12 protein-coding genes are annotated in these 12,500 nt (G+C 39.2%); 3 read left to right on the top strand and 9 right to left on the bottom strand.

Annotated features, from left to right (window positions below):
- Positions 1-96 precede the first annotated feature (96 nt).
- Genes ACWITO_RS01920 through pssA form a run of 4 tightly spaced genes read right to left on the bottom strand, consistent with a single transcriptional unit; the run spans position 97 to position 4,872 of the window.
- Positions 97-1,233 (bottom strand): glycosyltransferase family 4 protein, encoded by a 1,137-nt coding sequence (locus ACWITO_RS01920; protein ID WP_448528324.1) that lies wholly within the window; start codon positions 1,231-1,233, stop codon positions 97-99.
- A 9-nt stretch (positions 1,234-1,242) separates the two neighbouring features.
- On the bottom strand, positions 1,243-2,835 hold the full coding sequence (locus ACWITO_RS01915; protein WP_448528323.1) for an NAD(P)/FAD-dependent oxidoreductase: 1,593 nt from the start codon (positions 2,833-2,835) through the stop codon (positions 1,243-1,245).
- A 4-nt stretch (positions 2,836-2,839) separates the two neighbouring features.
- Positions 2,840-4,144, bottom strand: coding sequence for a sensor histidine kinase (locus tag ACWITO_RS01910; RefSeq protein ID WP_448528322.1), 1,305 nt, complete (start codon positions 4,142-4,144; stop codon positions 2,840-2,842).
- Between the two features lie 23 nt (positions 4,145-4,167).
- Positions 4,168-4,872, bottom strand: a complete 705-nt coding sequence (gene pssA, locus ACWITO_RS01905) for a CDP-diacylglycerol--serine O-phosphatidyltransferase (RefSeq protein ID WP_448528321.1) — start codon at positions 4,870-4,872, stop codon at positions 4,168-4,170.
- A gap of 240 nt (positions 4,873-5,112) precedes the next feature.
- Here pssA and ACWITO_RS01900 point away from each other — a divergent pair, with 240 nt between their 5' ends.
- Together ACWITO_RS01900 and ACWITO_RS01895 are read left to right on the top strand one after the other, a co-directional pair.
- Positions 5,113-6,918 (top strand): acyl-CoA dehydrogenase, encoded by a 1,806-nt coding sequence (locus ACWITO_RS01900; RefSeq protein ID WP_448528320.1) that lies wholly within the window; start codon positions 5,113-5,115, stop codon positions 6,916-6,918.
- A gap of 69 nt (positions 6,919-6,987) precedes the next feature.
- Positions 6,988-7,767, top strand: a complete 780-nt coding sequence (locus ACWITO_RS01895; RefSeq protein WP_448528319.1) for a hypothetical protein — start codon at positions 6,988-6,990, stop codon at positions 7,765-7,767.
- Between the two features lies 1 nt (position 7,768).
- On the opposite strand, the gene ACWITO_RS01890 is transcribed toward ACWITO_RS01895, so the two are convergent.
- The 4 genes from ACWITO_RS01890 to ACWITO_RS01875 form a co-directional block, all read right to left on the bottom strand.
- Entirely contained in the window at positions 7,769-8,143 is a 375-nt protein-coding gene (locus tag ACWITO_RS01890) for a hypothetical protein (protein ID WP_448528318.1), read from the bottom strand.
- A 1-nt stretch (position 8,144) separates the two neighbouring features.
- A complete protein-coding gene (locus ACWITO_RS01885) occupies positions 8,145-9,128 on the bottom strand; it encodes a TraB/GumN family protein (protein WP_448528317.1) in 984 nt (327 codons plus the stop codon).
- A 304-nt stretch (positions 9,129-9,432) separates the two neighbouring features.
- A complete protein-coding gene (locus ACWITO_RS01880; protein WP_448528316.1) occupies positions 9,433-9,813 on the bottom strand; it encodes an FtsL-like putative cell division protein in 381 nt (126 codons plus the stop codon).
- Between the two features lie 49 nt (positions 9,814-9,862).
- Positions 9,863-11,140, bottom strand: coding sequence for an adenylosuccinate synthase (locus ACWITO_RS01875; protein WP_448528315.1), 1,278 nt, complete (start codon positions 11,138-11,140; stop codon positions 9,863-9,865).
- Positions 11,141-11,352: 212 nt separating this feature from the next.
- On the opposite strand from ACWITO_RS01875, the gene ACWITO_RS01870 reads away from it, so the two are divergent.
- Complete coding sequence (locus tag ACWITO_RS01870; RefSeq protein ID WP_448528314.1) at positions 11,353-12,168, top strand: hypothetical protein; 816 nt, start codon at positions 11,353-11,355, stop codon at positions 12,166-12,168.
- Position 12,169: 1 nt separating this feature from the next.
- Here the strand turns inward: ACWITO_RS01870 and ACWITO_RS01865 are convergent.
- Positions 12,170-12,500, bottom strand: a 331-nt coding sequence (locus ACWITO_RS01865; RefSeq protein ID WP_448528145.1) for a transposase, incomplete at its 5' end; no start/stop codon positions are given.

The following is a 12,500-nucleotide window of genomic DNA, read 5'->3' as shown; positions in this document are numbered from 1 at the left end:
CCCGCTCAATCCGCCCGATTGATTTTGGGACTGCAAAGGTAATACACACAACCTCGCTTCTCCAAATTTTTTGAAGAAAAAATTTTCAAAAATTTTTCAATATACTGATTTTAAGGGAGTTATATTTTTGAAAAAATTGAGATACTTATCTGCTTCTTGGCTTTCGGTATATTGGTTCTGTACTAAATTGCAGTTTTCCTCGCCAATTTTTTGCAAAAGAGCATTTTCAGTTTGCAAAAAAAGATTCAAGGCTTCGGCACAGCTTTCAAAATCATTGGGTTCAAAAAGGAAATTAGAAGTATTGAGCAGAACATCTGCCATTCCTGCAACTTTTGAAGCTACAATCGGTAAGCCCAAAGCCATTGCCTCCAAGAGTACATTGGGCATACCATCATAAAACGAAGGTATCGCCACTGCATCGCAAGCAGGATAAAAGCCTAAAAGGGCATATCTATCCAAAAACTCGTAATGAGTGTATGCAAGTGAATTTTCCGCCAACAGAAAATCCTTCATTTCTTTTTGCATTTCTCCTACAATAAGTAAATGCACATTGTCTTGTAAATCGGCACGCAAAAGGGTTTCAAGGAAAAACAATGCCCCTTTTTTTTCTTTCAGATGCCCAAACAAGCCTATCACTTTTCTTCCTGCCTGCACGTGTGTTTTTTTCCAATTTTGAGCGTGTTCTACATCAGCAGGTAAGCAGTGCCATTGAGAGGTATCTATGCCATTGGGGGTGAATACAACTTTTAGGTGTGGATATAATTTCTGAATGAGTTGTATTTTGTCGCTACTAACGGCACAAATCAGCGATGACTGCAATAAACACTCTTCTACAAGATTTTTTCGGCGGGGCGAAAACAAGCCTGCATCAAAATCGTTGCCTCGCAATAGTGTAATAAGGGGCAAATCAAAAATTTTGCTTAAAATAGGCGTTAAAAACATAGAAGCGTAGCCTCCGAAATTTACAAGATGTGTGCATTGGTGCTGGCAGAGATATTTTTCCAAAAAATGTTTGAGCAAATGAAAAGTGTGTGCCAAATCTTCATCAACAGGAAAAAGAATATCGTTACCACACTGCGAAACGCTCACTTTGGGAGAAAGAACGTGAGGATTGAGATGCAAAAGGTGAATTTCTACATTCTTTTTTCGCAGATTGAACACAATTCTATCGCAAGATTGAGCCATACCGCCACGCATAGGGGGGTAATTCTCGGTAATCCAGAGTAGTTTCATTGTAAATGATTAGTTTTTCGTTTTTTCTGTTAAGTATAATTTTGCCAAAGCCTCTGCACAACGCTCCCCGTCCATTGCCGCCGACATAATGCCTCCTGCATAACCTGCTCCTTCGCCACAAGGAAAAAATCGTTTGATTTGCAAATGCTCACAGGTTTCCTTATGGCGAGGAATACTTACGGGCGAAGAAGTACGACTTTCAACACCCACGATTTGAGCCTCATTAGTCAAGTAGCCTTTCATTTTTTTTCCAAAAGCCTTCAGCCCTTCTTGCAAAACAAAAGCAAGGGTTTTGGGCAGAATTTCTCGCATTTCCACAGAAGCCAAACCCGGTTGGTAAGAAGTGGGCAAAAGTGTAGCCGATACTTTTTTTTGCACAAAATCCACCATTCTTTGAGCAGGGGCAGTTTGGGTATTGCCTGCAAGCAAGCAAGCCTTTTGCTCAATACTTTTCTGAAAATATAGTGCCGCCAAATTGCCAAATTTATGAAAATCTTTCCAATCTGTTTCATCTACGCTTACTACTATCCCTGAATTGGCAAATTTGCCATCTCGGCGTGAAGGCGACATACCATTGACAACCACCTCGCCTTGTGCCGTAGCCGAAGGCACTATAAAACCGCCCGGACACATACAAAAGGAAAAAACACCCTTTTGCACACCTTGATAGTGAATTTGCTCTACCAAACTATATGCAGAAGCAGGTAAATATTTGTTGCGAACCTCACAATGATACTGAATTTGGTCAATAAGAGCTTGGGGGTGTTCTATGCGTACCCCAAGAGCAAAAGGCTTGGGCTGAATGAATATGTTTCTGGTTTGCAATAGTTCAAAAATATCCCTTGCCGAATGTCCCGTAGCTAAAATTACGCCTAAACCTGTAAATTCTTGAGTTTCACCCGCTTGGTTTTGAGTGATTACCCCTTGCATTTCACCATTTTTCAGAATAAAATCCACTACTTTCGTTTGAAAGTGAATTTCACCGCCTGCTTCTAAAATACTTTCCCGCAAAGCGGCAACAATTTTGGGTAATTTGTTTGTGCCAATATGCGGGTGAGCCTCTATAAGGATATTTTCAGAAGCTCCGTGAGCCACCAAAATTTCCAATATTCGGCGAATATCGCCCCTTTTGGTAGAGCGTGTATAAAGTTTGCCATCGGAATAAGTGCCTGCCCCACCTTCGCCAAAACAATAATTGCTATCAGGATTAACGATATGCTCTTTGTTGATAGCCGCCAAATCTCGCCTGCGACTTTGTACATCTTTGCCCCGCTCTATCACAATCGGTTTGATGCCCAATTCTATCAGACGCAAAGCCGCAAACATTCCCGCAGGTCCTGCTCCTACGATAATTGCAGGAGGCTTTTGGCTTACATCAGGATAATTTTTTTCAAAAGAAATCCATTTTTCGGGCTTTTCATTTTCATAGACCGAAATTTTCAAATTTACTTTTACTTGCTTGCTACGAGCATCTATGGAGCGTCTTTCTAAACGAATAAAAGCATTTTGTTCAATCTGATGCTCTTTCTGCAAAAAATTTCGCAGATGGTTTTCATCAAAAGCAATTTCAGGATTTACAGAAAGTTGTAGCGTTTTTTTCATAAGTTCAAAATCGTAATGTAAAGGTACTACCTTTGCCCAAAACCGAATGTACCGAGATAGTTCCCCCTTGTACCCTCATCATTTGCCTTGAAAGGCTCAAGCCAATGCCTGAACCTGTTTTTTTGGTAGTAAAAAATGGTACAAAAATACTCTTTTTTGCCTCTTCGCTAATGCCCACGCCGTTATCTTCTACTCTTATTAGCACTTTACCGAGTGTATCTTGTTGTGCGATAAGTTGTATTTCAGGGTTTTCTACATTAGCCACCGCTTGAATAGCATTTTTCAGCAAATTGATAAGCACTTGCTCGGTCATCATCAAATCGGCGTGTAATGTGAGATTTTCGGGGAAAATAATGGAGCGAAACAGGATATTTCGGCTTTTGAGGTCGTTTTCAATGAGTTTATGCAAATTGGCAAAGAGTTCTGTCAGTAAAATTTTCTGTGGTGAGGGCGTAGGCAATTTGGTAAAAGCCCGAAACTCTTGCACAAATTGTGTAAGATTTTGAGAGCGTTTTTGGATAATTTGCAAAGCCTGCTCTATTTCGCTTGTATCGTGGGTGGTTTCTTGCAAAGATTCCAGTGCCGTTGCCGCAAGCGAACTGATAGGAGTAACAGAATTAAGAATTTCGTGTGTGAGAATACGTGTCAGGTTTTGCCAAGCCTCCATTTCTTTCTCTTCTAATTCGGCTTGAAAGTCTTGCAGTGAAACTATTGTATAGTTTTTGCCCAAAATTTGTACTTGCGAAAGCGTTAGGATAAGTTCTAAGACTTCGTCATCTACAAGCAAACGAACTATTTGCCTTTTTTGGCTATTTTGGAGAGCATTTTTGAGTGGCTCGTAAATGGCAGGCAATTCGTTGAGATGTTTGAAAGGCAAACAGCGTAAAATTTGCATTACAGCCGTGTTGCAGAAATCTATTTTGCCCGTATGGTCAAAAGAAAAAAGCCCTATGGGTATATGCTGAACCACAGAACGCAAATACAATTCTTGCGACTGCTTTTCCAAGCGTTCTTTACGAATTTGCTCAATGGCTTTGGAAAAGCTCTTTTGCAAACTTACAGGCAAAAACTTTTGGAATGTTGATGTTTGCCCCCAATCTCCCATTTCCCAACTGATAAACGTGTGGTAAAAGCTGTAAGCCATTTTCCGCAACTGCTTGAAAAGCCAAAAGAAAGTTCCTACTAATATCCAAAAAAGCACAAAAGCAGTAATCCAATAGCTATTTTGCAGGGCTATCATTAGCCCAAACAAGGTAAAGGAAGCCAAAATAATTCCTAAAAACTGCCTTGCAATTACCGAAACAAGCATACGCTACTGATAAAAACTCAAATTTAGTTTTTTGCAGAGGCTTTTTCAAAAAAAGATAAGAGAATGTAGCAAAAAATAATGAAAGGAACTGCCACAAATTGTAAAAGAGCCAGTAAAACTATCGAAATGCCCAGAAAAATATAACGCCCCTCATTGCCTTGCAAACGAAAATGCTTAAATTTTAATGCTAAAAGGGGAATTTCCGCGACCAAAAGCATACTCATTAGCACAACAAGAACGAGCAAAAAAACAGAGTGAGCAAAAATCTGTGTCTGAAAGCCCCAAATTTCGGGCTGAAAGTGTAAAATAAACGGAAAAGAAGCCCAAAGCATTGCATTGGCAGGGGTAGGCACTCCGATAAATCGGTCGGTTTGGCGAGTATCTACATTAAATTTGGCAAGCCTGAGTACAGAAAATAAAGCTATGAGCATTGGTAAATAAGTAATCCAGTCATTTTCAGTAAAATGATTGTGCTGTAAAAGCAACTGACGAGCCAGCATTGCAGGTAAAACGCCAAAAGTAATGGCATCGGCAAGAGAATCCAACTGCTTTCCTATTTCAGATTTTACATTCAGCAGGCGGGCTACAAAACCATCAGCAAAATCAAATATCATTGCTACAAATATCAAAGCCGAAGAGAGCAAAATATCTTTTTCTACCCAAACCAGCCCTACACAACCACAATAAGCATTGCCAAGAGTAAGTATATTGGGAATGTGTCTTTTCATTTTAGCAATTTTTTTTGCAAAAAACTTATTTTTTTGCAAAATTGCTATCTTTGAAAAAGAAAATTTGCTTTGGAGCAAAAGAAAATTCTCGTTGTTTAGGTATAGTTTGCAGTAAGGAAGCAGGATTTAGTACGTTGGATTTTAGACGGAGTAAAACTTTTACTTCAAACTCTTGAACCTTGAAACTTTTTGAATGTAAATATTTTTTTCAGAAACGCAAGAAAATAACTTTACTGACCTATGGCACATTATTTTTCCTTCCGCAATTTGAAATTTTTGCTTTACGAGGTTTTTGAAGCCGAAAAACTTACACAATACGAGCATTACAAAGACCACGACAGGCAGTCGTTTGATATGATTTTGGAGAGTGCAGGGCAAATTGCCGATAATTTGCTCTACCCCATTTACCGAGCAATGGACGAAAAAGAACCTGAACTCATTGAGGGCAAAGTAGCCGTTCACGAGGGGATAGGCAAGTACCTTAGAGCTATGGGCGAAGCAGGTATGATAGGAGCTACTTATAGCTATGAAGTAGGTGGCGGACAAGTGCCTGCTACGGTGTATTCGCTGGCAAGTTTTATTTTGAGTGCCGCCAACAATGCCGCCTCTATGTACACGGGGCTTTCTTCGGGTGCGGCAAGGCTGATTATCAATTTCGGTAACGAAGAACAAAAAAAACTATACGTACCCAAAATGCTTTCAGGGGAGTGGCAAGGTACAATGGCTCTTACCGAACCCCAAGCAGGTAGCTCCCTTTCAGATATTACTGCTTCTGCCAAACCTTTGGGCGAAGGTAAATATCTTATCAAAGGGCAAAAAGTGTTTATTTCAGCAGGCGAACACGACCAAGCCGAAAACATCATTCATTTACTGCTGGCACGTATAGAAGGGGCTCCTGCGGGAGTAAAAGGTATTTCGCTTTTTATCGTACCCAAGTATCGTATTGAAAATGGCACATTTGAGCCTAATGGCGTAGTAGCAGGAGGGATTTATCATAAAATGGGACAAAAAGGCACTCCTGCAATGCACCTAATGCTCGGCGATAACAACGACTGCATTGGCTATTTGGTAGGAGAGCCTCATCAAGGGCTAAAATATATGTTTCAAATGATGAACGAAGCTCGTTTGGGAGTAGGGCTAATGAGTGCCGCTATTGCCACCACTGCCTACTATCACGCCTTGCAATATGCCCAAGAACGCCCACAAGGTCGCCGATTGAACGAAAAAGACCAAAAAACTACCCCTCAAACCAAAATCATCAACCACCCTGACGTGAGGCGAATGTTGCTTTTCCAAAAAGCCGTTGCAGAAGGCTCTTTGAGCTTGCTAATGGAGTGTTCCCGCTATTTTGACTTGGCGGAGGTTTCCGAAGGTGAAGCCAAAGCCAAATATCAGATGCTTTTGGATTTACTTACGCCTATTGCCAAAACTTTCCCTTCGGAATATGGTATAAAAGCCGTCAGCGAAGCAATGCAGGTTTTTGGTGGCTATGGCTATTGCAAAGATTTCCCCATAGAGCAATTGTATCGTGATATTCGCATCACTACCATTTACGAAGGAACAAGTGCTATTCAGTCGCAAGATTTGCTGGGCAGAAAGGTAACAATGCAAAATGGTGCCGCCCTGATGACTTTGATGCAAGAAATTTCCGAAACCTTGCAACAAGCCACTACTTACGAAAATCTTAAAAAATATGCCGAAACTTTGCAAAAAGAACTCGGCAGAATGCAACAAGTGCTTCAAAAACTTATTCCTTTGGCAATGCAAGGTAATTATGAAGGCTTTTTAGCCGATGCCAATCTTTTTATGGAAATGGCAAGTTTGGTAGTAGTAGCTTGGCAGTGGCTCAAACAAGCAGTAGTTGCCCAAAAACAGCTACTCACGCAAAATCTTGCAGAAAGTGAGGTGGCTTTCTACGAAGGTAAAGTACAAACAATGCGGTACTTTTTTGCTTACGAGCTACCCAAAACCAAGTGGCTGGCTACTCGCTTGCTTGATGATGAAGTCATAACAATTGTTGAAGAAAAAACAGAGTGGTTAGTTTAATGCTTCGCAAGGGGCTTTGCTATTTGGTAAAGCCCTTTCCTTCCACATAATCTCAAAATAGCAATGAATATGCTTACATCACAGCAGGAAGATTTCTTGAAAAAAGGTGAAATAGAAGGCTCTTATTTACCCGATGAGTGGATTGCCTTGCTGAAAGAATTTCTTGCCAATTACAAAGCCCATATTGAATGGCAGGAGAAAAACAAGAAAAAGCATAACCTTTATTTTGCTTTCACTTTCCTTTTTACGCTTCTGCTTTCTTTCTGGCTAATAAGTTGGTGGTCTGTTTTAGTGGCTTTTTTGCTTGCAAGTGTAATTAACAAATACCGAAAAAATAAATTTATAATTTATTACATTTTGCCCAATTCTCATTTAGAAGATTTAACGCAAAATTATTTTTTGCCGCTTTTTCGTTTTTTATCTTTTGAAACCAATCAGAAAATTGAAGCAAAATTAAACTTTTTGCCTGATGAGAGTTGCAGAACCGATACCAACCTGTACAAGACAGAAAAATACAACATCGCCGCCAATACCTATGTTCGCCCTATTGTAGCATTAAAAACCATTCTTGCCGATAAAACGCACCTTTTCATTTCGGTAAGCCAAAAAATAATTGTAAAAAATAAGCAAAACAAATACAGGGCGAGAAAATTCAAATCAAAAACCAAAAAAATCACGATTTACAACGTAAAGGCTGTTTTTCATCAGAAAAACTATGCTTCGCCTGCCGAAAATGGCAACTTAAAATTTGAACTCAAAAGCAAACAAGAAGGCTTACATTCGGATTTACAACCTCTTTTAGAACTGATTGCCCAACTTTATATGGAAGTTAAGCCCATTTCTGCCTAACTTATCTGCCCGAAATTGGCGTTTTGGGCGGCGGTTGAATGAAAATTCTTTTCAAATAATAACCCGAAATACAAGAAAAAGAAGCCAGTACCCCTCCTACAGCTCCTGAAACTACAAAAAACCATTCGCCTACCGCTGGAAAGCCAAACATTGAGGCAATCCGTGCCGAAAGTATTTGGTCATTTTGAATATCTTGCCAAAAAGCCATTCCCGACCACACCAAAAAAACAGCAAAAAAAGCCGAAAAGAAAGTTCCCCAAGCAGTACGCCCCAAAACCGCACCCACTACAAAGCTAATCAGGCTAATTGTCCATATTTGCCAGTGCAAAAAGTATTGTGAGGCAAAAACTGCCAAGGCTATCAGAATAAAAACCATTCTACAAGCGAATTTTTAAGGGTTTTACGTTGTATCCTTTCTGACGAAGTTGATAAATAACACCATCGGTACCTACCAAATGCAATGCTCCTACGGCAAAGAAAGCAGATTTTTCTCGGATAATTTTTTCTATCTGAGGCAACCAAGCGTCATTGCGTTTTTTGAGCAAGTTGTCGTATTCATCTTTTTTCATCATTTTTTCATCAAAACTCAACTTGCCAAGTTCGTTGAGATTTTGCTCTTTGTAGTATTGATTGAGCTTTTTATAGGTTTCCACCGATTGCGTTTCCTTTTCCTCAATGGCTTCCATAAGCATTTCTGCTTGACGTTTGAGCGGTATGCTATGCAAAAGCGTTTTTGCCTGAAATTCTACGGTTTCAAGCCCTGCTATCTCTTTACCAAGGCTTTTTCCATATTCTTGGAAATAGTAATCAATATTGCCCGACATAGCGTCCATTCCGCCCATTTTGTTATCTTTACCAAGTGCTTGGGCAACCTTTTGAGCCGAAATGGTTTGCACAATTACCATAGGACGCATACGATTAAACATCGCTACCCCCATCCCCAAATTTTTCTTCATATATTCATCAACTCGCTGATAGTTCTTTTCGCCTAATAAATCTTGCAAGGTGGTATCTTTCATTATAGAATACTTCATTGTTGCCATTGTAAGAGCCAGCAGGTTATCCATCGCCAGCTCCCCAACTACCATTTGGCAGGCTTTTATTTTTTCCTTGATAAAATCGTTTTTCTTGATACTATCCGCAGGATAAAGATGATGCGTTCCAAAAAGGTACGAGGGTGAGCTAAGCCCATTGCCCGAAATTTCCCAAAATACCGAGTTTTCTAAAACGACCGCATTTTTATCTGCTAAATTCAGCGAAACTTCGGAATTTTTTTGGTCTTTTTCTTTCTTTTTGGTTTTCTGAGCCTCTGCTTGATATACCGCCCAAAATGTAAGCACTAAAATCCAAATTTTTTTCATAGTGTTAGATGTTAAATATGAAAACGGAAATAAGACTTGATAAAATCTCAAGTTTTGAGTTTTTTCATTTTTTTTTGACCTCACCCCCAAGCCTCTCTCCAAAGGAGAGGGGAGCTATACACCTGAAAATCAAAATTTTAGATGTAATTATCTCCCCTCCTTTTCAAGGAGGGGAATAAGGGGTGGTTTGAGTTATTAAAATAAAAACCTGATAATCAAATTTTTAACCTTGTAACTCACGTAATAGCCTTGTATGCTTACAAATATCCTTTTAGTTTGACCGCTACTTTATACTCAATACCCTTTACTCTTTGCTCACCACAATCTGATAAGGCACTTTTTCTACACGTTCCAATCCAAATTGTTTGGCTTTTTTTTCAACTTCTGAATATTTGATGCTGTTCATATATTTGGCTTGCGTATGGGTGTAGTCGGTACGTAAGTTGGTAACTTCTTTTTCCAGCAACATTGTTTCGCGTTGTATTTTTCTTGCCAAGTGAGCATTGCTGATGTACAAAATTCCTAAAAAAGTAAGAAACAGCACATAAGGCAAATAGCTTGTAGGCTTGCGACGCGGCAAGATAAGCGTAAAATTTGCCCAACTATCAATCCAAGAAAATATGCTACGCTTGGCTTCGGGGCGTTCGGAAACGCTATCTTGATAACGATTTTCAGGGAAAAACATTGTTGCAGTTTTGGAACAAAGATAGTAATTTTTTTGCAAAAATCCTCATTTACGCCTTCCGTATCGTCTGCGACCTATCGGGACCCACCGAAATAAGCGTAATAGGCACTTTTACTTCGTTTTCAATGAATTTCACATATTGTTTTAGGCTTTCGGGTAACTCGTCAAAGTTTTTGGCATCGCGAAGTTTATCTTTCCAGCCTGCAAAAGTTTTGTAAATCGGCTGTACAGGCTCCGAGAGCAAGCAATAAGGCATCTTATCGGTGATAGTGCCATCGGCAAGTTTGTAGTGCGTACAAACCTGTATTTCATCTACAATGCTCAAAACATCTGCTTTCATCATAAAGAGTTCATCAACCCCATTGAGCATAATGGCGTATTTGAGAGCGGGCAAATCCAGCCAACCACAACGGCGAGGTCTGCCTGTGGTTGCTCCAAATTCTCTGCCTTCCTTGCGAATGGCTTCGCCTATCTCATCGTGCAGTTCGGTGGGGAAAGGTCCTGCACCTACGCGTGTGCAATAGGCTTTGAAAATACCCATTACTTTGCCAATTTTGTGCGGAGCAAGTCCCAAACCTATACAAGCCCCTGCTGTGAGCGTGTTGGAACTTGTTACGAAAGGATACGAGCCAAAATCTATGTCCAAAAGTGAGCCTTGAGCCCCTTCGGCAAGGACTTTCTTTCCTGATAGCAATGCCTCATTGAGCCAATATTCGGTATCGGCAAAATGGAAATGTGTTTTCAGAAAAACAATCGCTTCCTGAAAATCTTTTTCCAAAGCTACCAAATCAAAATCTGTAAAATTGTATTGTTTGAGCAAGCCCAAATGTTTGTTACGCAGTTTTTCGTATTTGCTCTGAAAATCAGAGCTTAATATATCGCCTACTCGCAAGCCATTACGCCCAATTTTATCCATATAAGTAGGGGTAATGCCTTTAAGCGTTGAGCCAATTTTTTCATTGCCTTTGGCGGCTTCGGAGGCGGCATCTAAGAGCCTATGGGTAGGAATGATAAGTTGCGTTTTCTTGGAAATAAGAATTTTAGAAGCAATTTCTGAAATTTCTTTACCAAGAGCCAGCACTTCTTTGCGAAAAACAATCACATCAAGCACTACTCCATTGCCAATGATATTAAAGGTATTGGGGTGAAATATCCCCGAAGGGATTTGATGTAGCACATATTTGAAGCCATCAAATTCGAGGGTATGTCCTGCATTCGGACCGCCCTGAAAGCGAGCAACTACCTGATATTCACGAGCCAAGAAATCTACTACTTTGCCTTTGCCTTCATCGCCCCATTGCAAACCTAAAAGTACATCTGCTTTCATTTTTTATACTCAATAAAAATTGGTTTTGGAAGTTTTTACTTTCTAAATCTTTGAAAAATCATTTTACTCTTACAAATCCTATCACAAAATTCAGGTGGGCAAATTACACAAAAAATAAACATTATTGCAAAGGATTTGCAAAAAAGCAGAAGGTTTGCTTTGAAACCTTTTTTTCATTTACTTGGAAGGAAAAACCCTAACCCCCTGCACGTATGAAAAAAATAGCCCTTTTTCTCGTTTTGGCAGTTTTGTGTGCCTCTGAAGTAGATGCCCAAAAGAAGCCTCGTCGCCGTCTTTCGTACAGCGAGCTTTTTGCTGAAATACAAAAGCACCCCGATAGCACCTACCGCCTTGAAAATGCCGAAATCTATTACAACCACCAAACTGATAGTTTGAGGTTTGGGTTCTGGGACGGTTCACAAGAATACGATAGAGCTAATATTCCAATGATTATCGTAAATAAAAAGATTGATTTTAACGAAGTATATTGGGAGAAAATTCCCTTTTCTGCTCTTGAAATAAAAATCAGAAAGGTAAAATTTCTAAAAGAGGTTTCTTTTAATTTCAACAATAAAGAAAGTCTTGTTCATAATCAAAGAAAAATTAGAATAACATCTCACATAAAACAAATCAGCTTTTACGTTCCGTCTATTTTTGTAAGATTTCCTGGCCTTGAAAAATGTGAGTTTTTAAAAGAAATAAATATCAGTGAGAACGAAGAAGAAGTAGCTTCTCCACAAGAAAATAAAAATATTTTTGAACTAAACATTTTCCTTGAAGAGTGTCGTTTCAAGAGATTTAGTTTTAGCCAAAAATCGGAGCAACTAAAAAAATATACTCTTAATTTTCTAGAATGTTCAGCAGATGAAGCTTCAATAGATTCAAGATATAATTTATTTATTGCAAATTCCGAAATTAAAGATTTACAAGTTAAAGGGACTAATGTTATCACTATCGAAAATTGTGTGTTGAATTCAACTATTGAGCATTCTAATAATATCACCATCAAAAACTGTATGTTAACGTGAGTTAAGCGGCAATATCTTGAAAAAGTTCAAAATTTGTAAGTAGATTTTTTTCTTGAAAATCTCTAATAGTGGGCTTTTTATCTAGGAACTTGTAGGCAATGATTCCAGACCACAAATTGACCAGAAAGTTTTTAGGACTTCTATGCCTTGTGTGTTCAATTTGACACACGTTTTTGAGCGTGTCAATCACTGCTTCAATTAAACCTCTTTTAGCGAGGAAGTATTGCTCTTGTTGGCTCAACTTTTCAGGTTTCATATTTTTGCGAACTTTGGTAATCAACTTTACTTTTTTTTCCTGAAAATAGGGTTTGAGTTGGGTGATATAGCCTTTA

The sequence above is a fragment of the Raineya sp. genome (assembly GCF_053497555.1).
This window is presented reverse-complemented; position numbering and strand designations above follow the sequence as displayed.